Annotated in this window: 18 protein-coding genes; 6 read left to right on the top strand and 12 right to left on the bottom strand. The window is 71.1% G+C overall.

Annotation, left to right across the window (positions count from 1 at the left end):
• Window positions 1-4: 4 nt before the first annotated feature.
• The 7 genes from HYV93_20695 to HYV93_20665 form a co-directional block, all read right to left on the bottom strand.
• The gene (locus tag HYV93_20695) at window positions 5-1024 is read right to left on the bottom strand and encodes a hypothetical protein (GenBank protein ID MBI2528387.1); all 1020 of its coding nucleotides are present in this window, start codon (window positions 1022-1024) and stop codon (window positions 5-7) included.
• 37 nt (window positions 1025-1061) lie between these two features.
• Window positions 1062-2093, bottom strand: coding sequence for a hypothetical protein (locus HYV93_20690; GenBank protein MBI2528386.1), 1032 nt, complete (start codon window positions 2091-2093; stop codon window positions 1062-1064).
• 81 nt (window positions 2094-2174) lie between these two features.
• Complete coding sequence (locus HYV93_20685) at window positions 2175-3323, bottom strand: hypothetical protein (GenBank protein ID MBI2528385.1); 1149 nt, start codon at window positions 3321-3323, stop codon at window positions 2175-2177.
• An 86-nt stretch (window positions 3324-3409) separates the two neighbouring features.
• Window positions 3410-4504, bottom strand: a complete 1095-nt coding sequence (locus tag HYV93_20680; GenBank protein ID MBI2528384.1) for a hypothetical protein — start codon at window positions 4502-4504, stop codon at window positions 3410-3412.
• Window positions 4498-4869, bottom strand: a complete 372-nt coding sequence (locus tag HYV93_20675) for a cupin domain-containing protein (protein MBI2528383.1) — start codon at window positions 4867-4869, stop codon at window positions 4498-4500. Before HYV93_20675 ends, HYV93_20680 begins: the two co-directional genes overlap by 7 nt.
• A 340-nt stretch (window positions 4870-5209) precedes the next feature.
• Entirely contained in the window at window positions 5210-6601 is a 1392-nt protein-coding gene (locus HYV93_20670) for a sigma-54-dependent Fis family transcriptional regulator (GenBank protein MBI2528382.1), read from the bottom strand.
• Window positions 6598-8133, bottom strand: coding sequence for a HAMP domain-containing protein (locus HYV93_20665; protein ID MBI2528381.1), 1536 nt, complete (start codon window positions 8131-8133; stop codon window positions 6598-6600). The genes HYV93_20670 and HYV93_20665 overlap by 4 nt, the downstream gene beginning before the upstream one ends.
• Window positions 8134-8382: 249 nt before the next feature.
• Between HYV93_20665 and HYV93_20660 the strand changes: the two genes are divergently transcribed.
• The 6 genes from HYV93_20660 to HYV93_20635 all read left to right on the top strand — a co-directional run bounded on the left by HYV93_20660 (window position 8383) and on the right by HYV93_20635 (window position 16325).
• Window positions 8383-9546 (top strand): glycosyltransferase, encoded by a 1164-nt coding sequence (locus HYV93_20660; GenBank protein ID MBI2528380.1) that lies wholly within the window; start codon window positions 8383-8385, stop codon window positions 9544-9546.
• A 105-nt stretch (window positions 9547-9651) separates the two neighbouring features.
• Window positions 9652-10002, top strand: a complete 351-nt coding sequence (locus HYV93_20655) for a DUF2304 domain-containing protein (GenBank protein MBI2528379.1) — start codon at window positions 9652-9654, stop codon at window positions 10000-10002.
• Between the two features lie 4 nt (window positions 10003-10006).
• Window positions 10007-12415 carry a hypothetical protein gene (locus tag HYV93_20650; protein ID MBI2528378.1) on the top strand — a complete coding sequence of 803 codons (2409 nt, stop codon included), beginning with the start codon at window positions 10007-10009 and terminating at the stop codon, window positions 12413-12415.
• 210 nt (window positions 12416-12625) lie between these two features.
• Window positions 12626-13042, top strand: coding sequence for a PepSY domain-containing protein (locus HYV93_20645; protein MBI2528377.1), 417 nt, complete (start codon window positions 12626-12628; stop codon window positions 13040-13042).
• Window positions 13043-13207: 165 nt separating this feature from the next.
• A complete protein-coding gene (locus HYV93_20640) occupies window positions 13208-14971 on the top strand; it encodes a hypothetical protein (GenBank protein ID MBI2528376.1) in 1764 nt (587 codons plus the stop codon).
• Entirely contained in the window at window positions 14883-16325 is a 1443-nt protein-coding gene (locus HYV93_20635; GenBank protein ID MBI2528375.1) for a sigma-54-dependent Fis family transcriptional regulator, read from the top strand. Before HYV93_20640 ends, HYV93_20635 begins: the two co-directional genes overlap by 89 nt.
• Before the next feature lie 78 nt (window positions 16326-16403).
• On the opposite strand, the gene HYV93_20630 is transcribed toward HYV93_20635, so the two are convergent.
• From HYV93_20630 to HYV93_20610, 5 genes are all read right to left on the bottom strand, one after another.
• Window positions 16404-17849 (bottom strand): RtcB family protein, encoded by a 1446-nt coding sequence (locus HYV93_20630; GenBank protein ID MBI2528374.1) that lies wholly within the window; start codon window positions 17847-17849, stop codon window positions 16404-16406.
• A 69-nt stretch (window positions 17850-17918) separates the two neighbouring features.
• Entirely contained in the window at window positions 17919-18347 is a 429-nt protein-coding gene (locus HYV93_20625) for an archease (protein ID MBI2528373.1), read from the bottom strand.
• Between the two features lie 25 nt (window positions 18348-18372).
• Window positions 18373-18756, bottom strand: a complete 384-nt coding sequence (locus tag HYV93_20620) for a DUF302 domain-containing protein (protein MBI2528372.1) — start codon at window positions 18754-18756, stop codon at window positions 18373-18375.
• A gap of 11 nt (window positions 18757-18767) precedes the next feature.
• Window positions 18768-21962, bottom strand: a complete 3195-nt coding sequence (locus HYV93_20615; GenBank protein MBI2528371.1) for an efflux RND transporter permease subunit — start codon at window positions 21960-21962, stop codon at window positions 18768-18770.
• Complete coding sequence (locus tag HYV93_20610) at window positions 21959-23161, bottom strand: efflux RND transporter periplasmic adaptor subunit (protein MBI2528370.1); 1203 nt, start codon at window positions 23159-23161, stop codon at window positions 21959-21961. Before HYV93_20610 ends, HYV93_20615 begins: the two co-directional genes overlap by 4 nt.
• Between the last annotated feature and the right edge of the window lie 38 nt (window positions 23162-23199).

Below are 23199 nucleotides of genomic sequence, written 5' to 3'. Positions count from 1 at the left end.
CCCATCACTGGTAGTGGCACTGCTGGCATGTGTCCCTCTGCTGGCTCCCGTCCCCGGGCGCGGCCGTCGTCTCGTCGTCGAAGATCAGCCCCTTGCGGTTGGTGGACCCATGCGCCTTGTGGCACGAGCCGCAGAACACCTCGTTGTCGCTGGTCCCCGCGGCGCCCGGAATGCTCCCGCCGGGCGACACGACGGGGACCCGAGAGGCCAGCGTGGAGAACCAGTGGGTCGCATTCACGCGCCCGTTGGCCGCCGCCTCTGCCATGGTCACATCCCGGGTCGGATGCCTGAGCCACGGCGCGGCGCCCGCGTCCCCGCTGGCGGAACCTCCCATGTTGGCGGCACCTCCCGCCCCGTGGAAGTCGCGGTGGCAGCCGCCGCACCATTCGGACAGCCCGAGATCCGTGGTTCCCACCACGCTCCGTCGGTACAGGATATTGCTGGTCGCGTAGTGGCTGGCCATGGGCGCCGTGGCGAGCTGCTGCACGGCCGCCGTCCCGCTGTAGCTCCCGCCGCTGACGTAGGTGACGTACTTCCCCGTCGCGCCGCCCGGGTTGGGCACGAGGTTCCGATAGTAGGCGTTGCCGTGCGTGGCGTGGCAGTGCCGGCACTGAAGCCCCGAGGGTGCTGATGTCCCGCCGGGCGGGGTCGCCGTGGAGCCGATGGTATGCCCCGTCCCTTCCACCGCCGCCCCGTCCCCCAGGACGTTGAGCTGCCCCGCCGCTCTGTCGTAAGTGCCCGTGTGGGCGCCGCGCACGTCCGCGATGTCCGCCCTCCCGTCGTGGCAGGCGAGGCACAGCTGCCCCTGACCGGACTTGAGCAGATAGGGGAAGGGGCCGCCGGGGGCCAGGAGAGGGTCGGGGCCGGGCGCGCCGCTCTGCAAGTGGGTCTCGCTGTAGTGAATGACGTGGCAGTCGGAGCAGACGAGGGAGCCGAGATGGTGGAAGTCGCCGGCATGCAGGAGCGGGACGGGAGAGACGAGGGCGGCCGCGATGACGGCGGCGAGGAGCGAGGGGGCTCTCACGAGCACCGATTCTAGCGCATCGCCGCAGGACCCTGCGCTAGTTCCCCTGGGTGTGGCACTGGCCACAGAGGTTGCGCATCCCCGTGGCCGTGTCGGCGCTCTGTCCCGCCGCGTAGCCGCCCTCCTCGTTCACTGAGGTCGCGGACCGGGAGAGATAGATGAGGCCGAAGGGGTTCTGGTTGCCGTGCGCCTTGTGGCAGCTGATGCAGGTCGGCGTGAGGGTGGCCGGCGCGGCCGGCCACGGCGCGCCCTGACTGCCCCAGTCCCCCGACGGGCTCAGCACCTTGACGCGGTAGAGGCCGTTCCTGAACCGGTCCAGGCTCGAGTGCCCGCCACCCGCGGCGCCGATGTTGACGTCGCCCGTGGGATGGCGCAGCCACTCGGTGCCGCCGGCGCCGCCCATGTTCCAGTCGCCCTGGACGCCGTGGAAGTCCGTGTGGCAGCCCTTGCAGAGGCGCCCCATGGCGGACTGCTGCGGGTTGGGCTCGTTGTAGTCCACGTTGTCGACGGAGTAGTTGGTGGCGATGGCCCCGAGCGTCCACGAGCGCAGGAACACCGCCTTCGTCGTGTCGTTGGTCCCCTTCGCGTAGGTGACCTGGGCGGCGCTGCCGACGAGGTTCCGGTAGTAGGCGGAGCCATGGGGCTCGTGACAGTTCACGCACTGCAGCTTGAGGCTCATGGCGCCGCCGGGAGGCACGGCCGTCACGCCGATGCTGTGCCCCTTCCACGCCTCGTGGGGCGGCGCACCCGTGGGCAGCGCGCCCGCCTGGCGCACATGGGTGCCCGTGTTTGCGCCCAGCACGTCAGGGGCGAAGGTCTGCCCGTCGTGGCAGCTGAGACAGAGGAGACTGTCGCGGTTGCGGAGCAGGTACTCGCGCGGCCCCCCCGACGGAAGCGCGGGCGTGGCGGGGTCGCCGCTGTCGTAGGCATGCTGCTGGCTGTAGTGCATGGTGTGGCAGTCGGCGCACACCAGCGTCGCGCCGTAGTGGTACTCGCCGGCCACGGCGGCCGTCGCGGCGAGCAATCCGAGGGCCGCGCTCAGGACCAGGGCACATCCGCGCTTTCCCATCGCCCCCTCACGCCTCCGGGCGGGGCGGAGGCCCGAGGGCCCCCGCCCCGCTCAGCGTCTATCTGCTACGCGGCTGCCGGGCTAGTTCCCCTGGCCGTGGCACTGGCCGCAGAGATTCCGCATGCCCGTCGGGAGGCTCGCGGTCTGCCCGGCGCCGAGACCGCCTTCCTCGTCCACCGAGGCTGCCGCGCGGTTCAGGAAGATCAGGCCGAACGGGTTGTTGTTCCCGTGGGCCTTGTGGCAGGTGATGCAGCCCGGCGACGCATTCGTCCAGTCGCTGTTGTTGCTGAAGGTCTTCACCTTCGTCGTCGCGTCCCGGTACCGGTTGAAGCTCGAGTGCCCGCCGTAGCCCTGCGCCCCGGCGGCCCCGATGGTGACCTGCGAGGTCGGGTGGCGGATGAACCCGTCCAGCGCCGCGTCGCTGGCGCCGATATTCGCGTCGCCCGGCCCCCCGTGGAAGTTGGCGTGGCAGGCGGCGCAGAAGGTGCCCAGCTTGTTGCTGGTCTTCAGGCTGCCCACGGTGGCGTCGTTCCGGTTGAAGTTGACGGTGGCCCTGTCGTAGTAGGGGTTGAACGTCGCCGCGGCGCCGGAGCCCGCCGCGTAGGACGCGAGATTGACCCACACGTCCTTGGTGGTGTCATTGGCGGTGTTGATCGTGTAGGTCGGCCGCGCGCTGCTCGCCACACCCCCGAGGGCGTAGGGGCCGAGGTTCCTGTAGGAGGTGGCCGGCCCGTGCTGGGCGTGGCAGCTGATGCACTCGAGGCCGCCGGCGGCGTTGTACCAGTCCGCGGCCCCGATGGCGCTCGGGTTATATCCGGGCGGTGCCGACGTCGCGCCGAGCGTGTGGCCCTTCCACGCCGCATAGTCCCCCGAGGCTGCGCCGCTGTTCACAGCGCCCGCCTGGCGCCCCTGCGTGGGCGAGGCATTGGCGTTGGCTGCCACCACGTCCGGCGCGAAGCTCTGGCCGTCGTGGCAGGCCATGCACAGCTCGTTGGCCGGCGCCTTGAGGAGGAAGTGGTTGGGGCCCGTCGTGCCCAGCCAGTCGCCGCCGGGGGCCGGAGTGCTGCTGGGAGCGTCCCCGCTGCCGAACTTGTGGGCCTGACTGAAGTGCATGGTGTGGCAGTCGTAGCAGTAGAGGGTCTGGCCAGAATGGTACTCGCCGGCCATCGCGATCCCGCCCCACAGCGCGACGGCAGCGAAGGCGGCAAGCGCGATCAGTAGTCGTCTCATCGTCTGTCCCTCCTTGTGGACTCTCACTTCGTCACTGCGTGAGCGCCGGAAATCCTCGCGCTTGAATGGAGGCGGGCGGCGGCGGTTCATGGCGTCGTCCTCACGAGGTCGCCCAGCGAGCGCCTGATCTCCTCCCGCGTGCGCTGGGGCGCCTGTCTGTCCCCGGCGGCCGGCGGCCGGAACGCCGGCCCCGCTTCTTCGTCCAGGATCTGGAGCCGGCTCCCCACGCGCTCCACCACGTAGAGGCGCCGCTCCCCGTCGCTGGCGATGTCGGTGGGAAAGGCCATCGTGCCGGGGGCGAAGCCCATGCCCCCGTGACGGCCGAGGAAGACACCGTCAGGGCTGAAGACGCTGATCACCTGCCGAATCGTGTCCACGACGATGATCCGCCCCTCGGCATCCACCGCCAGACCGGCGGGGAGTGAGAAGTTCTGGGGGCCGGTGGCATGCTCGCCCCAGCCCCGCAAGAAGCGCCCCTCGGGGCTGAAGACCTGCACCGGCATGCCCTGGGCGTCGGCCACGTAGATCTGGCCCTTGCGGTCCACGGCGATGGCCTGGACGGCCTGGAAGCGACCATCCCCGTCCCGGCCGCTCCCGAACCTGACCCGCAGGCGCTGATCCGCGTCGTAGACGAGGAGCTGCCCGCTCGTCTGATCGGCGATATAGATGTTGCCCTCGCTATCCGCGGTCAGAGCCGTGGGCACGGGCTTTCCCGTGAGGCCGGCGAAAGGGAAGGCGTGCAGGAACTCGCCGCGGTAACTGAACACCGAGAGCTTCCGGCCGATGCCGGCGAGGACGTAGATCCGCCCGCGGCCGTCGACGACGGCCTTCATGGGCTCCCTGAACTCCCCGTTGTAACCGAAGGCGAAGAGCGGCAGGCCGTTGCGGTCATAGACCGCGACCAGGTCGTTCAGCGTGTCGGCGACATAGACCTCGCCGCGGCGCTGGTCCACGAACACGCCGCGGGGGGCCTTGAGATAGGTGCCTTCCATCTGGCGGTACACCAGCCGCACCGGCTGCAACCGCACAGGCGTCGCCGCGGCGACCGTGGTCGCCGTCGCAGCGGGAGCCGCCACTGCCACCACCGTCCGGGGCGGCCCCGCTCCCAGCATGAGGAAGGCCAGTCCGAGGAGCGCCAGCGCAGTCCGGGCACGCGCCGCTGTCCCGGCCCCGCTCACCATGGTTCCTCCGGGCCATCCGGATCGCCGGTCGCCACGATGCTCAGCAACCTCACACGGTCGGGGGACGGGTTCACGATCGTGTAGGGGGTGGACCCGTCGACGCGGAGGGATTCTTCCGGAAGGAGCTCCCAGCACTTGTCCCCGAGGTGAAAGGCGGCCTGGCCCTCGAGCACCAGGTGCCACGAGCTGTGGCCCCAGAGCGTGGCCTCGACCAGTGAGCTGCCCCCCTCGACCTCGACGACCATGACGTCCAGCCCCCCCCGACGGAAGTGCAGGCTCACCCTCCCTCCCGGATGCTCGATGGACTTGAGCACCTGTCCCACCTGCCCTTTCACGGCCATCGCGGGCGCGTGATCCGGCTTCATACGCCCCTCACAGGGCAAGATCGGTGCCGCAGGCGACGCGGATGCTTTGAGAAACTCTCAATAAAGCACCTACTTGTGAAGCATCGCGAGCGCGTGAAGTGTAAAGCCCGGCATACAAATGAGAGAGGTCACTTCACTTTGAAATGGGGATCCTCTAACCACCTGAAATGTCGGGAGGCCAGAACCTTTCACGAGCGGGGGCCGGGCTTGCAGATTGAAATGGGCATCCAGGCACCGTCGGCCCGCCAGTGGCGGCAGCCCGGCAGGAGCGCAACAGCTCGAAAAGCACCGCGAGGGCCCCGCGCGAGTGCGGGGTGGTCTTGCAGAACGCAGGGGCGGGTCAGGCGCCGATCAGACCCTCGTCGGCTTCTGGGTCCTCCTTCTTGAGCCGGCGCCAGAGCGTGACGACGGACAGGCCGAGGATCTCGGCCGCCTTGGTGCGGCTGCCGCCGCAGGCCTCGAGGACCTCGCGGATGTAATCTGTCTCGAGCTCCCGCAGAGTGCGGAAGGACTTGGCCGCTGGTGCCGGCGTGGCCCTGGGGGCCCCCTGGCGGAGATGGGGCGGCAGGTGGGAAAGCCGGATGGGCTTGCCGGCCTCCGCGAAGATCACGGCGCGCTCCACGGCATTGCGAAGCTCGCGCACGTTCCCCGGCCAGTCGTAGTGGGTGAAGGCCTCCAGCGCATCGGGCGAGAAGTCAGCCACGGGCTTCTTCTGCTCCCGCGCGTAGGAGGCCAGGAAGTGGCGGGCCAGCGGGATCACGTCCTCCGGCCGCTCGCACAGGGGCGGCACCACGAAGTGGACCACGTTCAGCCGCCAGTAGAGGTCCTCGCGGAAGCGCCCGGCCCGGGTCTCCTGCTCCAGCTCCTTGTTGGTGGCGGTGATGATCCGTACGTCGACCGTGATGGCCTCCTCCCATCCGACCCGCTTGACCTGGCGCTCCTCCAGCGCCCGCAGGATCTTCACCTGCATGTCCAGCGGCATCTCGCCGATCTCGTCCAGGAACAGCGTCCCCCCGTGGGCCAGCTCGAAGGAGCCCCGGCGGCTGGAAACGGCGCCGGTGAAGGCCCCGCGGCTGTGACCGAAGAGCTCGGACTCGAGGAGGTTGGCGGGGATCGCAGCGCAGTTGACCGTGACGAAGGGGCGGTTCTGCCGGATGCTCGAGGCGTGGATGAACCGCGCCAGGACCTCCTTCCCGGTCCCGCTCTTGCCCGTGATCAGCACGCTGCTGTCGGTGCAGGCCACCGTCCGCGCGCTGTCGAAGAGCCGCTGCATCGTGAGGCTCTGGCCGATCAGGAAGCGGCCGTGGGCGACCTGCTCCAGCTCGGACTTGAGGTAGAGGTTCTCCTCGACCAGCCGCCGTTGCTCCATCGCCCTGGCCACGGCATGGCGCAGCTGGTCCGGGTTGAAGGGCTTGGCGAGATAGTCGAGAGCCCCGGCCTTGATGGCGCTGACCGCCGACTCCACGGAGGCGTACCCGGTCATCATGATCACGGCGATCTCGGGGTAGCACTCCTGGATCCGGCCGAGGAGCGCCATGCCGTCGGCCTCCTGCAGCCGCACGTCACAGAGGACCACGTCGGGGGCTGTCTGCTCGACGCGGGTCCAGGCCTGCTCGGGGTCCGACGCCACCTCCACCGCGTACCCCACGCGCTCCAGCGCCCGCTTCACCGAGTCGGTGATGTTCGGCTCGTCGTCCACCACCAGGACCCTGCCGGGATCGGGTGGGCTCATGCCGTCTTCTCCCCGATCGGCACGATCACCCGCACCGTGGTCCCCGTCTCCCCGCCGCCCCCCACCTCCTCCCGGGTGCGGCTGTCCACCTCGATGCGCCCGCCGTGCTCGTTCACGATGCCGTGGCTGATGGACAGACCCAGGCCGGTGCCGTCGGGCTTGGTGGTGAAGAACGGGTCGAACACCCTCCCCCGGTGCTCGGCGGGAATCCCCACCCCATTGTCCTCGACCTCGAGCCTCAGCCAGCCGTCGTCGCACTGCCCCCTGATCACGATGCGGCCCCCTCGGCCCAGGGCCTGTGCCGAGTTGACCAGGAGGTTGCTCAGCACCTGGACCATCCGGTCGGGATCCCAGGCGACCTTGGGAAGATCAGGCGCGAGGTCCCTCCGGACATGCACCTGGCGCCGCGACATCTCATGCGCCACCAGCGACACGGCCTGGTCGACCACGGCTGCCACATCGCCGGGGACCTTCTGCAAGTGTCGCAGGCGGGCGAAGGCCCGGAGATCCTCGATGATCCGCCGGCAGCGCCCCGCGTCGGCGTCGATCTTCCTGAGCTCCCTGTGGAGCGGCGAGCCCTCGCCCACCTCCTCGCTCAGCAGGTTGGCGTTCATCACGATGCTCGTGAGCGGGTTGTTGAGCTCGTGGGCGACGCCCGCCGCCAGGAGGCCGAGCGAGGCGAGCTTCTCGGACTGGACCAGCGCCTGCTCCTTCTGCCTCAGCGCCTCGGTCCGCCGGCGCACGCGCGCCTCGAGGGTGCGGTTCTGCTCCTCCAGCTGCTCTCGCTGCTGGCGGATCTCGTGGACCATGGCGTTGAACGAGACCGCCAGCTCGCCGATCTCCGCGGGGGCCGCGACGTTCGCCTGGTAGGCCCAGTCGCCCGCCACGACCCGGCGGGTCCCGGAGACCAGGTCCGACAGAGGCCGCGAGATGCGCCGGGCGAGGATGATGGCGGCGGTGGACCCGCCGAGGGAGATACCGATGGTCAGCAGGCCGGCCAGGAACCACGCTCGCCACTCCACCGCTTCGGCCGCCCGATCCAGCTCGTCGGCGCTGACTCGCTCCGCGGCCAGCATGGGCTCGACCGCATCCCTCAGGCGCCCGATGGATTGGCGGACCATCTCGGCATGCACCGTCCCGTGCTGCGGCCCTGCCTCGAAGACCCGCCGCCCCTCCGCCTTGACGCGCGCGATCAGGGGCGTCAGCGCCTCCGCCATGTTCTCGGGGGTCCGAGTGGAGAGGTGGCAGGGCGCCGCCGAACACGACCGGAGCTTCGCTTCGGCATCGCGGATGAGCCCCTCGAACCGCTCCCGGCTCCCCGGATCGCGCCCGAGGATGTGGCCGCCGAGCGGATCGCCGACCTGGGCCAGCGTGAGGCGCAGGTCGGCCACCGCTTCCCGCGAGCGCATGATCTGGACCAGCTGATGGTTGACCCGATCGAGCGAGGCGACGGAGTAGGCCGTCACCGCGCCCAGCAGGACTGTGCTGGCGACGATGACGGCGAGGAAGCCGATCAGCAGGCGCGCCAACATCGCGTCCGGTCCAAGGCAACCCTCCCCGTAGCTGGAACGCTAGCAAGGGCGGTGCCACCCAAGATCGCCTTGTTCCCGGCACGTTACGATTGGTGACCAAGCCGTATGTGAGGACCTTCACGAGAAACGGTGGGGCGATGCCGCCACGGGCCCGCCTGCGACTGGCGCTCGAGCCGCCGCCTCGGGCCGCTGCTACAATGAGCGCGCCATGCGGGCCACGGACCCGGTACCCGAGCCGCAATCGTCCGGATGAAGATCCTCGCCGTCGTGTCGGCGCTCGACCTCAGGCTCGCCGTCGGCGCGACATCGGCCTGGTGGCAGCTCTTCAAGGGCCTCTACGAGGTGGGCGCCGAGGTCGTCGCCACCCCCTACGCCGGTGAGCCGGTCGAGAGCCCCTGGTGGCGCGCGTACCCGAACCCGTGCCGCCACGAGGCTCGCGCCTTCGTCGCGCTCGCGGCCGCGCAGGCCCGGCTCCGGCGAGCGCGGCCCGGGGCGAGAGCCTCTGCTCTCGTGAGAGCGCTGGTACGGGGCTGGGTCCTGCCCCGCTGGCAGCGTCACCTCACGCGCGTGCTCGAGGCCGAGCGAGACGTCGACGCCGTCCTGGTCGTAAACGTGCCGGCGAACCACTTCACCGGGCTTCCCGCCCTGCTCCGCCGGCGGTTCTCCGTCCCGGTCTTCTACCTCGACGGCGACATGCCCATGAGCCTGCCGGCCTTCGGCGGCTATGCCTCGGGGGTGCGCGGGTACGACCTCGCGGACCTCTCCGAGTACGACGCCGTCATCACCAACTCGCGCGCCGCCGGGGCCGAGATGCTCCGCATGGGCGCGCGGCAGGCGCACACGCTCCACTTCGCGGCCGATGCCGACCTCTTCTTTCCCGCCGCGGTCGCCGAGGACGTCGACGTCTTCTTCTACGGCTTCGGCGCGGAGCAGCGCGAGGGCGCCATCCGCCACATGGTGGCCCAGCCATCGCGGGACCTGCCGGCGCGTTTCGTCGTCGGTGGCGCGCGCCTCGTGGCAGACCTCGGGCGGGCCGAGCGCATCGGCCCCGTCCCCACGAGCCGGCTCCGCCACTGGGCCGGCCGGTCCCGGCTCAACCTGAACATCGTCCGCCGACCGCATGCCACCTTCGCGGCCTCGTCGTGCATGCGGCTCTTCGAGCTGGCCGCCATGGCCTGCTGCGTCGTCTCGAACCCCACCGCGGGGATCGAGGAGTGGCTGGAGCCGGATCGCGAGGTCGTCGTGGCCCCGGAGGACGAGCCCGCCGCCGGGTTGTACCGGGCCCTTCTCGCGGATCCCGGGCGCCGTCGCGCCATCGGCGAGGCGGCCCGCCGGCGCGTGCTGGAGGAGCACACCTACCGCCACCGCGCCAGGACACTCGTCTCGTACCTGGGCGGGCCGGCCCGGTCGTGACGGCGCCACTGCCGGCAATGCCAATGAAGATGCTGCTCTCGCTGCTGCTGAGCCCGCCCCGGCGCGAGGCCCTCCCGCGAAAGGCGGTGTGAGATGTACGTCCCGATGACCCTGCACCAGACCGTATTCTCCATCCTCACGTCCGTCGTCGTCTTCGTCCTGATCCTCGAGCTGATCCGGCGCCGGCGCCTGCGCGAGGAGTACGCATGGCTCTGGCTCCTGACGGGCGTGGCGATGATCCTGCTCGTGGCCTGGCCCCGGCTGCTGGCCGGGATCACGCGGATGATCGGAGCGGTGGCCCCGCTCACGACGCTCCTGATCTTCTCGACGCTCTTCCTGCTGATGATCGCCGTCCACTACTCGCTGATCATCTCGAAGCTGACCACCCAGGTGCAGAACCTGTCGCAGGAGGTGGCTCTACTGTCGGCCCGGGTGGACGGGGCCGGCGAAGCCTAGGCGCATGACCGACCGCGCGGCGCGCCTGAGCGTGGGTGCGCTCCTCGCGACCATGGTGCTGGCTCTGGCGGTGGTCGAGGTCTACGACACCGACGCGTGGACCCACCTCGCCCTGGGGCGCAGCATCGCCGCCGAGCGCGGCTTCCCGAAGAGCGAGCCGCTGAATTTCCCGGACGGGCCGGCCCCCTACTACAACGACGAGTGGCTGTTCGACGTCATCCTGTACCTGGCCCACGCCGCGGCGGGCCTCGCGGGCGTCATCCTCCTCAAGGCGGTCGGCCTCGCCGCGACCTTCTACGTCCTCTACCGCGATGCGCTGCTGCCACCCGACGCGCCGTCCCACCGCGCCCTTGGCGCCGTGGTGGCGGGCATCGCGCTGGCGGCGTGTGTTCCCGTCGCGCGGTACCGCTTCGTGGAGCGGCCCGACATCGCCCTGATGCTCTTCCTGGGCGTCACGGTGTACGCGCTCAACGCCTACGTGAGCACCGGCCGTCGCCTGCTCTGGGGAATCCCCGTCCTGTACGCGCTGTGGGCGAACATGCACCCGAGCGTGGTGGTCGGGCTGGCGCCCTTCGCGGCCTTCCTCGTCGGTGGAGGGGCACAGCGCGCCATCCAGCGATGGTACGGCGCCACGCTTCCGGGGACCCCGACCGCTCGGCAGCTCAGGGGCATCGCCCTGACCTTCGTGGCCTCGCTGGTGGCCACGCTGGCGAACCCGTACGGGCCGGGGGCGTTGCTCGCCCCGTTCAGGCTGGGGGCGTCCTCCTGGCTCTTCGCGGACATCGAGGAGCTGCAACCGCTGACCCTGATCGGCGACCCGGCCCCGTTCGTGATCGCCGCGCTCGTCGGCGCCTCGTTTCTCCTCGCCGCACCGCGTGTATCGCTCACCTCCCTCGCGCTCGCGGTGCCGATCCTTTCCCTCGGCCTCTCGGCGCGCCGTTTCATGTTCCTGTCGGTGATCGTGGGGGCACCGATCCTGGCGCGGCATATGCGCTGGGCGCTCGCGCGGATCGTCCCGGCCGGTGCGGCGCGCAAGCTCGCCGTCGCCCTGGGCACCGTGGGTGTGCTCGCCGTCACGGCCTTCACGGGCCTGGCGCTGGCCGGCGTCCAGCCGCTGGCAGGGCCGTGGAGACCCGGCATCGGATTCGACACCGCCCTGGTCCCGGAAGGCGCGCTCCGCTATCTCGACCGGGCGGGGGTCACCGGGCGCGTCCTCAACACACCCCACTGGGGCGGCTACATCGCCTGGAGGGACTTGCCCCGGCGCGCGCCGTTCGTGGACGGCCGGTGGCGTCGGCCCGCCGCGATGCTCGAGGAGGCGATCCTCGCCCGGGAGAGACCCGGCAGCCTCGACAGGCTGCGCGAGCGACTCGGCTTCGAGATCATCCTCCTCGACTATCCCGCGGTGGAGCTGTCTCACGGCGCGGTCGTGCAGGACGTCGATCTCGGTCTCGCCCATCCGGGCTGGGCACTCGTGTACTGGGACGACCTGGCGCTCGTCTACCTCCGACGCGACGGGCCCTTCCGCGGGGTCGTCGAGCGCGACGAGTACCGGCAGGTGAAGCCCGCCAATGGCGTCCGCCAGCTCGACCATCGGCTGGCCAAGGGGCTCGCCTCCCAGACCCTCGAGGCCGAGCTGAGGCGCAACATCGTCGAGACGGGATCGCTGACCGGACGCATCTTCCTGGGCGCGCTCTACAACACCCTGGGGTCCCACGACAGGGCCATCGACGTCCTCCGGAGCATCCGGGAGCGTCCTGTCGCCCATCGCGAGCTGGCGTTCGCGTATGCCCGGCGCGGGGACCTGCGCCGCGCCATCGAGCAGAGCATGGAGCTGCTGCGCTTCGACGACGATCCGAGCGTCCTCTACAACCTCGGCCTGGCCTGGAGCAAGCTCGGACACGACGGGGAGGCGATCCGCTACCTCGAGCGGGCCCGCGCGCGGGACGAGCTGTTCCTGCAGGCCTACCCCGCCCTGGTCGAGGCCTATCGAAGGACCGCCCGTCCCGACCGGGCACGCGAGATCGAGGCGGCCTACCCGTCGGTGCTCCAGCGGGCGCGCGCCCGCGAGCATGTCGGCCGGGGCGAGGCGCTCTATTTCGCGGGCGCCCACGCGCCCGCCGCCGCGGAGTTCGCGGCGGCGCTCCAGCTCGACCCGGGGAGCGCCCAGGCCATGATGTATCTTGGCCTCAGCCGGCTCGAGCTCGGCGAGGGGAACGATGCCCTCCGGCTCGAAGAGCGCGCGCTGGCGGCGAACCCGCGCCTCGGTGGCGCACACTGGGGCCTGGCGCGGATCTACCAGCAGCGCGGCGAGCGGGACAGGGCCAGAAGGCACCTGCGCGAGTACCTTCGCCTCGAGCCGCACGGCCAGTGGTACCGCGAGGCGAGGCAGGCCCTGCGCCAGAAGCCCTGACACGGATGCGGCACCTCAGGCGCGCTGGCGCCTGTGTCCGTTCGACGGAGTCGTCGAGCCTTCTCGACGTTCTCGACGAACCGGCTGAACCCGCCAGCCCGGTCCCTGCGGAAGTCGCTGACTTCCCGCGACTTCACCTGAGGCCTCCCCCTGGCACGCGCCATGCTCCTGCCAGGTGTCGGAACACACCCCGAGAGGAGGAGAGAGAACATGAGACGGATTCTGAGCACGGCAGTGGTGGCAGCCTCGGTGCTGGTCGTGGCCGGCGCGGCGCTGGCCTACATGGGGCCCGGACGCATGGGCATGGGGCCCGGCTCCATGATGGGCCCGGGCATGATGGGGCCAGGCGCCATGGGCGGCGCCGCGGCGCCGGGGATGTGCCCCGGCATGGCGGCGGCCCAGACACAGGCGCCCGCACGGGTCACCCAGGAGGAGGCGAAGGCCCTGGTCGAGGCGTATGCGCAGGAGCATCTCCCTGGCTTCACCGTGGAGAAGGTGCTGCCCTTCGGCGGCAGGGGAATGCTGGCCTACCAGGTGGAGCTGAAGGGCCCCAAGGGCGAGACGCGGACGCTTCACGTCAATCCGTGGGGCAACGTGATGCCCTTCCCGGGCTCAGCGACGCGCTGAGCACGGGCCCCCACGCCTGCCCGGCGGGAGCCACGCTGGCGGTTCCTCCGCGACCCTTGCTGTCCCGTCGTGGTCGAGGAGCGAGCCCCACCCCGGCGCCCACCGGGCAGGCCGCGGAACAGAACGGGCGCCGGCTGGGTGCTAGAATCCCGCCGTGAGAGCTCCATGAAGCGCTCCGCCGCCCTCTCCCGCTACTTCCTGGCATCCTTCGCGCTCCTGCTCGTCCTCCTGGCGCTTCACACCGCCTGGGCCGCCCGCCGCACCCAGCACGAGCTCCTCGCCCAGCTCGAGGAGAAGGGATTCGCGCTGGCCGCGACGCTGGAGGCCTCCAGCCGCGCCGCGATCCGGGGCAATGCCCTCATGGAGGAGATGATCGCCCAGCGCCTGCTCGACAATGCCCGTCTCATCGACCACCTTCTCCTTTCCCCGCGCTTCGACCCCGCCGACCTCCGGCGCATCGCCGCCATGAACCGGCTCCGGCGGGTGGATCTCCTGGACCGGAGCGGCGCTCCCTATCCGCTGGCCGGCTTGCGCCCCCCCATGGGTGCGCCGCCGGGAATGGGAGGCATGATGCACGGGATGATGATGTCCCCCGCCCCGGGGGCAGGCGGCCAGGCCGAGCATCCGCCCATGGGCATGTACATGTGGGGGCGCCGCTGGGGCGTGCACGAGGACGCCGCCCACCCCGCGCCACCCGCCGTGCAGGACCGGACGTTCTGGGAGGGGAGCCTCTTCGGCGTCGCTGTCGGCGCCCGCGCCTTTCCCGGCATCATCGCCGTCCATGCCGATGCCGACTTCGTCCTCGACTTCAGGAAGGAGATCGGGGTCGAGGCGCAGATCGAGGAGCTGGCGCGGCGCTCCGGCGTCGCCTCGATCGCGCTGCTCGATGGAGCGCTCACCGTGGTCGCCGCCTCGGAGCCGGGGCGAGTGGGGCAGCGTGAGGACGATCCGGCGATGCGCGCGGCTCTCGGATCCAGTCACGCCACAGCACGCCTCGTCCAGGACGACGGAGGGGCGAGGCTCCTCGAGGTGCTGCACCCAGTGGCCCCGGCGGCGGCTCCGTCCGGGCTGCTCCGCATCCGGCTCTCCACGGCGCCGATGGCCCAGGCGTGGCGCCGGGACCGTGACGCCGGCCTCCTGCTGGGCCTGGCCGTGCTCGCCCTGGGGACGGTCGGGCTCGCGCTGATCTTCTACACCCAGCACCGGCACCTTCGCGAGGTAAGCGAGCTCGAGGAGGCCATGGCCAGGACTGAGCGCCTGGCCAGGCTCGGCGATCTGGCGGCTGCGGTCGCCCACGAGGTGAGGAACCCGCTGAACGCCATCTCCATGGGGCTCCAGCGGCTCGGCGCCGAGTTCCAGCCCGCCGAGGTGCAGGAGTACGGCCGCCTGGTGGGCCTCATGCGGGGCGAGGTGGCGCGGCTCGACGGGATCGTGGAGGAGTTCCTTTCCCTGGCCCGTCCCCTGTCGCTCGCCCTGGCGCCGACGGATTTCCACGAGCTGCTCCGCTCCGTGGCCGCGCTGATCGAGGGCGAGGCGGCGCGCTCCGGGGTGAAGACAGTGCTCTCGATCCAGGGCGGGCTCCCGCCGGCCCGGGCCGACGGCGGGCGGCTCACCCAGGTCCTCCTCAATGTGGCGCTCAACGCGCTACAGGCGATGCCCGGGGGCGGCACCCTCACCCTGGGCGCGACGTCCGCGGCCGGAGCAGTCACCCTCACGGTGAGCGACACGGGTGCCGGCATTCCCGCTGACCTCCTGCCGCGCATCTTCGAGCCCTACGTGACGAGCAAGGCGCGGGGGCTCGGGCTGGGACTCGCCATCGCCCGCCGGATCGTCGAGGCCCATGGCGGCCGCATCGAGGCGGCCAGCGAGCCAGGCTCTGGCAGCCGCTTCACCATCACCCTCCCGACCGGAGGGCCGAGGGGTGACTGAGCCCTTCCGGATCCTCGTGGTGGACGACGAGCCCGCCCAGCGCGAGCTCGTGGCGGGCTTCCTCCGCAAGCGGGGTTTCGATGCCGCCGAGGCGGCCGGCGGGCAGGAAGCGCTCCAGCGCTTCACCCGGGAGCCCTTCGACCTCGTTCTCACCGATCAGCGGATGGCCGATCTCTCCGGGCTCGACCTGCTCCACCGCCTGCGCGCCGTCACGCCGGAGGCGGCCGTCATCGTCATGACGGCCTACGGCACCATCGAGACGGCGGTGGGGGCCATCAAGGCCGGCGCCACGGACTACCTGAGCAAGCCGCTCAACCTCGACGAGCTGCTCCACCGCATCGAGCGGGTGCGCGAGCGCCAGCGGCTCCTCGGCGAGAACCGAGAGCTGCGCGAGGCGCTCCGCGAGCGCCACCGGGTCGAGGGCATCGTCGGCGACAGCGGCCGCATGCAGGAGGTGCTCTCCCTGGTGCGGCGCGTGGCGGGGAGCGACGCCACCGTGCTCATTCGCGGCGAGAGCGGCACCGGCAAGGAGCTGATCGCCCGCGCCATTCACCACGCCAGCCCGCGGGCCGCCGGGCCGTTCGTCGCCGTCAACTGCGCCGCGCTGCCGGAGGGATTGCTCGAGTCGGAGCTCTTCGGCCACGAGCGGGGCGCCTTCACGGGTGCGGCGGCGACCCGCAAGGGACGCTTCGAGCTGGCCGACGGCGGGAGCCTCTTCCTGGACGAGATCGGCGACCTGCCGCTCCACCTCCAGGTGAAGCTCCTGCGCGTGCTCCAGGAGCGGCAATTCGAGCGCGTGGGCGGGGTCCGCACCGTGTCCGTGGATGTCCGCGTGCTGGCCGCCACCCACCGGAACCTGGAAGGCCTGGTCCGCGAGGGAGGCTTCCGCGACGACCTCAATTACCGGATCAACGTGGTGATGATCCTGCTGCCGCCCCTGCGCGAGCGTCGAGAGGACCTGCCGCCGCTCATCGACCACTTCCTCCGGCGGTTCGCCGAGAAGAACGGCAAGACGATCCGCGGCCTCACCCGGGAGGCGCGGGAGGCGCTCCTCCGCTACGACTACCCGGGCAACGTGCGGGAGCTCGAGAACCTCGTGGAGCGGGCCGTGGTGCTCACGCGGGACGAGGTCATCGGGAAGAGCGACCTGCCGCTCTCGCTGGACGAGCCGGCGGCGGACGAGGCTGCTCCCGCCGGCCTCGTGGCCAGCGTGGAGGGGCTCGAGCGGCGGATGATCCGGGAGGCGCTCGCCGGCGCCGGGGGCGTGCAGACGCGCGCCGCCGAGCTCCTCGGCATCAGCGAGCGCGTCCTCCGCTACAAGCTGCGCAAGTACGGCCTGTCCGGCGACCGCTGAACCCAGACGGCGCGCGCCACCCGGGGCACGAGCCAGCGGGGCCTGGCGTCCACGGGAGGGGCGCGGGGGGCGCGAACTCTACCCCTTGATGTTGGCGATGGGCTTGAGCGAGACGATCTTGCGCGAGATGTCCACCCGCTGGAGCACGTCCACCACTGCATCCAGGTCCTTGTAGGCGAAGCCGGCCTCCTCGGCCACGCCAGACATGGAGGCTGCCCGCACCAGGATGCCGCGCTCCTCCATGTCCTGGAGCAGCTTCTCCCCCCACACCCGCCTCTTCGCCTGCGCGCGAGACATCGTGCGCCCCGCGCCGTGAGCGGTGGAGCCCCATGTCTCGGCCATGGCATGGGCCGTGCCCACGAGGAGTGCGGAGCCCGTCTCCATGGAGCCGCCGATGATCACCGGCTGGCCGATGTCGCGATAGGCCTCGGGCACGTCGGGGGCCCCGGGGCCGAAGGCGCGTGTAGCGCCTTTCCGGTGGACGAGGAGCTCCATCGAGTCGCCGTCCACCCGGTGGCGTTCGACCTTGGCCGTGTTGTGGCAGACGTCGTAGATGACGGACAGCCCGAGCGCGTGCGGGTCCCGGCCGAACACCCGGCTGAACACCTCGCGGATGCGGTGGGTGATGAGCTGGCGGTTGGCGAAGGCGCTATTGGCGGCGGCCGTCATGGCGCCGAAGTAGGCCTGCCCCTCGGCGGAGCGGAAGGGCGCGCAGGCCAGCTCCCGGTCCACGACCTTGATGCCGTAGCGGGGCATCGCCTCGGCGAAGCGGCGCAGGTAGTCGGTGCCGATCTGATGACCGAATCCGCGCGACCCGCAGTGGAGCATGACGAGCACCTGCCCCGCCCCCTCGACGCCGAGCGCCCTGGCGAGCCGGCCGTCATGGATGCCCTCCGGCGGCACCACCTGGATCTCGAGGTAGTGGTTCCCCGAGCCGAGGGTCCCGAGCTGCTGGAGCCCCCGCGAGACGGCCCGCGCGCTGACCTGCCCGGGGTCGGCGCCCGGCAGACAGCCGCGCCCCTCCATGTGGTCCAGGTCCTCGCGCCAGCCATAGCCCTCCGCCACGCACCACCCGGCCCCCTCCAGCATGATCCGGCGGAAGCCCGTGTCGCTCAGGCGCAACAACCCCCGCGCGCCCACCCCCGACGGCACGGCGCTGAAGAGCGCGCCGATCAGCTCGCGCAGCTTCGGCCGTACCTCGGCCTCCGTGAGCGAGGTGCGCAACACGCGCATGCCACAGTTGATGTCGAAGCCGATGCCGCCGGGGGAGATCACCCCGGTGTCGACGCGGAAGGCCGCCACGCCCCCGATGGGGAAACCGTAGCCCCAGTGGCCGTCCGGCATGCAGAGGGCGGCCCGGACGATGCCGGGCAGGCAGGCGACGTTGGTCACCTGCTCGAACACCCCCTGGTCCATCTGGGACAGCAGGGTCTCCGAAGCGTAGATGCGCGCGGGCACCCGCATGCCGGGCTTCTCGGTTGGTGGGATCTCCCAGATGCAGTCGCCAGCCGGTGTCACCTTCATCGCCCACCTCCCGGGGTCAGGTCTTGCAATCCAGCACTTGCGCGAATGCAAGACCTGACCCCACGCGGTCTAGATGTCGATAACGACCCGGGCCCGCCAGCCCGGCCCGGCCGGCTCCACGGCGAGCCGGTGGAAGGTGACGGCCTTCGGGTCCGCCCTGAGCGCCGTGCGCTCCGGATCGATGCTCCCCCCTCGAAGCCGCGCCGCCAGCCGCCAGGGGGGGGCCGACGTCACGCGGACGCGGCTCTCTGTGAAGACCTCGCGGTCCCGGTCCTTGAGGTAGATCAGCTCCGACAGCCAGTCGTAGAAGAGGAGATCCACGGCCCCGGCGCTGAGGCTCACGCTGCGCTCGACGGTGGGCGCCACGGTGGCCGGGTCCACCATCACCTCGCAGAGCGCCCGGGCGGCTGTCTCGAAGAGGTCGTCGAGGCCGTCGCCCTCGATCTCCAGCGCGCAGTCGGCGACCGCGATCTCCTCCAGCACGCTGAAGCGCCCCACGCCTTCCCCCCCGCGTTGCCGTGAGCTACCGGGCCGCCTCGGCCATGATCGCCTCAAGCGTCCGCTCCACCTCCTCCGCGACCTCCCGCAGCTCGGGGTTCGGGTAGAGCGCGATCATGGCGGTGGGCTTGATGGTCGCGAGCCTGGTCCCGCCGCCCTCCTCGTACGCCGAGATCCGGCAGGGCAGCGCGGTGGAGATCTCGAGGTTGGCCTCGAGGACCTTCTTGGCCTGGTGCGGGTTGCACACCTCGAAGATCCGGCACGGGCGCGCGAACTCGACCCCCTTCTTCGCCATGGTCTCCCGGAGATCGTGGACTCCCAGCACGCCGAACTTGTGCCGCGCCACGGCGGCCTCCAGGTCCTTCGAGAGCTGGTCCATGGACTTCCTCGACTCGACGATGTGAAGCATGGCTCGCCTCCTCATGGCTCCCGGCCACGCTGGGCCAGGAAGTAGAGCACCGGCACCGCCATGCGGGAGAGGAGCGTGGAGGCCACCTCCCCCGCCATGAGCGAGATCGCCAGGCCCTGGAAGATCGGATCGAACAGCATGACCGAGGCCCCGACCACGACGGCCGAGGCGGTGAGCAGCATGGGGCGGAAGCGCACGGCGCCGGCCTCCACCACGGCCGCTGCGAGCGCCATTCCCTGGCTCCGACGCAGCTCGATGAAGTCTACCAGGATGATGGAGTTGCGGACGATGATGCCCGCCCCGGCGATGAACCCGATCATGGAGGTCGCAGTGAAGAAGGCCCCCATGAGGAAGTGCGCGGGCAGGATCCCCACCAGCGTGAGCGGGATGGGCGCCATGATGACCAGCGGCGTCCTGAAGGAGCGGAACCACGCGACCACCAGGATGTAGATCAGCACCATGACCGCCGCGAAGGCCGCCCCCAGGTCGCGGAACACCTCGTAGGTGACCTGCCACTCGCCGTCCCACTTCACGGCGGCCCCCCGGCTCGGCACGGGCTGGCCGGAGAGATGCACCGGCACCGGCTGGCCGTCGGGGAGCCGGAGCGCCCCGAGCGCCTCGTTCATCGTCAGGATCGCGTACACCGGGCTCTCCTCGCGGCCGGCCACGTCGCCGGTGACGTAGACGACGCGCTGCAGGTTCTTCCGGTAGACGAAAGGCGGCTGCACCGTGGGCTCCACCCGCGCCAGCTCCGACAACGGCGCCAGCACGCCCGAGCGCCCGCGGAGCTTCAGGTCGCGGAGCGCCTCCACCCCGCTCCGCTGGCTCCGCGGCAGCCTGACCACGATCGGCACGTCCTCCTTCTCGGTCACCAGGTGGAAGAGGCCGGGGCTCGCGCCGGCCAGCGCCACCCGGAGCGCCTGCACCATCTGCTCGGTGGAGATGCCGTAGAGCGCCGCCTTCTCCTTGTCGAGCGCGAAGCGGAAGCCGGGTTGCGGAGCCTCCACGTACCAGTCCACGTCCACCACGCCCGGCGTGCGCGCGAAGATCGAGAGCACGCGCCGCGACACCTCCATCTGCAGCAACGGGTCCGGGGCATAGATCTCCGCCACGAGCGTCTGGAGCACCGGCGGCCCGGGCGGCACCTCGGCCACCTTGATGCGCGCCCCCGAGCGCCACGCGATCTCCTGGAGCCCCGGGCGCAGGCGCCTGGCGATGTCGTGGCTCTGGGCCCGGCGCTCGCCCTTGGGCAGGAGATTCACCTGGATGTCGGCCACGTTGGGCCCCTGGCGCATCGGGGGAAAGTAGTGGCGGATCAGGCCGTTGAAGTTGTAGGGCGCCGCCGTCCCCACGTAGAGCTGGAGGTCCCTCACCTCGGGCACTGAGGCGAGGGACTGGGCCAGCTCCCGGGTCACCCGGGCCGTGTCCTCGAGCGTCGTCCCCTCGGGCATGTCCACGATCACCTGCAGCTCGCTCTTGTTGTCGAAGGGAAGCATCTTGGCGCGGACCACCTTGAGCAGGACCAGCGAGCAGGCGGCCACGAGCAGGACGACCAGCGCGCAGAGGAAGACCGTCCGCCGCTTCCAGTCCTCGAGGAGGGGGAACATGAGGCGCCGGTACAGCCTCGTCATCCGGTCCTCGCGGTCCCCGCCCTCCCGGGGCTCTCCCGCTCCCGGCCGCAGCAGCCGCGCCGCCGCCCACGGCGAGATGATGAAGGCGATGAACAGCGAGAAGAGCATGGCCACCGAGGCGCCCACCGGGATGGGGCGCATGTAGGGCCCCATGAGCCCGCCGACGAAGGCCATGGGCAGGATGGCCGCGATCACGGCGAAGGTGGCGAGAATGGTCGGGTTTCCCACCTCGTCCACCGCCTCCACGGCCACCTGCATCCGCGGGCGGCCCTGGGCCTCCGGGAGCTGGAAGTGGCGGGCGATGTTCTCCACCACGACGATGGCGTCGTCCACCAGGATGCCGATGGAGAAGATGAGCGCGAAGAGTGTGACGCGGTTCAGCGTGTAGCCGTAGAGGTAGTAGAGGAAGAGCGTCAGACAGAGCGTCACGGGAACCGCCACCAGCACGACCAGCGCGGCGCGAATGCCCAGGAAGAACGCGATGAGCACGGTGACGGAGAGCGTGGCGAGAAGGAGATGCTTCAGCAGCTCGTCGGACTTCTCCCGGGCCGTCTCCCCGTAGTTCCGGGTCACCGTGACCTCCACATCGCCAGGGATGATGGCGCCCCGGACCTCGTGGAGCCGCGCGAGCACCTGCTCGGCGATCACCACGGCGTTGGTCCCCTGACGCTTCGCCACCGTGAGGGTCACAGCCGGCACGGTCTCTCCTCCGTCGCGCCCGCGCCCGGCCGGGCTCATCAGCACGTAGTCGGGCGGCTCCTCCGGGCCGTCGTCCACCGCGGCCACATCCCTCAGGTACACGGGCCGCCCCCCGGCCACGCCCACGACGGCGGCTCCCACCTCCACGGCCCGGTCCAGGAAGGCCCCGGCGTCCACCACGTACTCGCGGTTGTCCCGGGCGAAGCTCCCCGCCCGCAGCTGCCGGTTGCTCTCGCCCAGCGCCGCGAGGACGGCGCCCGCGTCCACTCCGTAGCCAGCCATCCGGTCGCGGTTCAGCGTCACGCGCAGCTGGCGGCGCAGCCCTCCGATGAGCCTCGTCTCCGACACGTCCGGGATGGCCTTGATCTCTTCGTCGAGCTGGGCGGCGATCCGGCGTAGGGCGAAGCCGTCGGCGGCGGGGCCCCAGAGTGTCAGCGCGAGGACGGGCACGTCGTCGATGGAGCGCGGCTTGACCAGCGGCTGGCTGGCGCCGGCGGGGATGAGGTCGAAGTTGGAGTGGAGCTTGTTGTAGAGCTTGACGAGGCTGTCCTCGAGGTTCTGCCCGACGTGGAAGCGGATGATGGCCACGGTGGACCCCGGCCGAGAGATCGAGTAGACATACTCCACGCCGGGGATCTCGCGCAGCTTCTTCTCGAGGGGAATGGCCACCCGCTCCTCCACCTCTCTCACGCCGGCACCCGGCATCTCCACGAAGATATCGGCAAACGGGACGATGATCTGCGGCTCTTCCTCCCTGGGTGTCGCCAGCACCGCGAAGGCCCCCAGGAAGAGGGCTCCGACCATCGCCAGCTGGGTGAGCTTGGAGTCCACGAAGGCGCGGGCGATCCGCCCCGCGACGCCGAGCCCTCCCGTCATCCCCTGACGTCCACGCGGCTCCCGTCGCTGAGACCCTCGGCGCCCTCGACGACGATGCGCTCGCCGGCAGCGAGCCCCGACAGCACCTCGACGCGCTGACCGTGCCGCTCGCCCAGCGTCACGAGGCGGAGGCGGGCGACCCCGTCGGCGCCGATCACGAAGAGGCTCGAGAGCTGGCCGCGCTCGAGCACGGCGGCCGCCGGTACCACGAGGGCCGGCCGCTCGCCGGCGGGGAAGCGAGCGCGGCCGAACATGCCCGAGCGCAACGGGAGATCGGCCGGGAGGTCCAGCTTGACGATGACGCTCCGGCTGGCCGGGTCGGCGGCCGGGATCAGCTCGGCCACTCGCCCCTCCACCGGGCGCTGGAGGGAGTCGATCACCACCGGGACCACGGCGCCGAGCCTCACCCGCCCGGTGGCGGACTCCCCCACCACCGCCTCGAGCCGGTACTGCCGCGGGTCATCGAGCACCAGGAGCGGCTGACCGGGGGAGGCGAGGTTCCCGGCCTCCACCCGCTTCTCCACCACCACCCCGGCCACGGGCGCCGTGATGCGCGTATCCTCGAGCCCGAGCCCGGCCGAGGCCAGTTCGGCTTTCGCCTGCTCGATCCGCATCTGGGCCTGCGCCTCACGCGCCCCCAGCGAGAGGATCCGCGCCCGCCCCTGAGCCACCAGCGCCTGGGCGCTCTGGCGCTTGGCCTCCACGCCGTCGAACTCCTGGACGCTGATCAGCTCCTGAGCGAGCAGCCTGCGGAAGCGAGTCGCCGTGGCCTCGGCATAGCGATGATCGGCCTCGGCGGCGACGAGCGCGGCACGCGCCTCGTCGAGGTTGCGCTGCGCCTCCTCCGCGCTCCGTGAGGCCTCCGAGAGCGCCCCCTGCGCCCGGTCCAGCCGCGTTCTGTGCTCGGCCTGATCCACCGCCACCAGCAGGTCACCGCTGCGGACGCGCTCCCCCTCGTTCACGCGGACCTCGCGGACATAGCCCAGGACCTTGCTCGCCACCACAGTCTGCGTCTTCGAGCGGACAGTGCCGATGGCCTCGAGGGTCACCTGGACTGACTCGATGGCCATGGTATGGGCGCGCACGGCGCGGGCGGTGGGTGGCTCGACCCTCGGGCCGCCGCCAGGAGTCTCCCCCTGGCAGCCGAGCACAAGCAGCAGGACCGCCAAGGCGAGGAATGCCTTCGACTCCTCGATCACGCCGACATCATAATCCCCGGGGCGGCGGAGGCGGCGGC

It is taken from the genome of Candidatus Rokuibacteriota bacterium, assembly GCA_016188005.1.
Lineage (GTDB): Bacteria > Methylomirabilota > Methylomirabilia > Rokubacteriales > CSP1-6 > UBA12499.
Note: the sequence above shows the minus strand (reverse complement) of the source record. Positions and strands in the feature narration are given on the sequence as shown.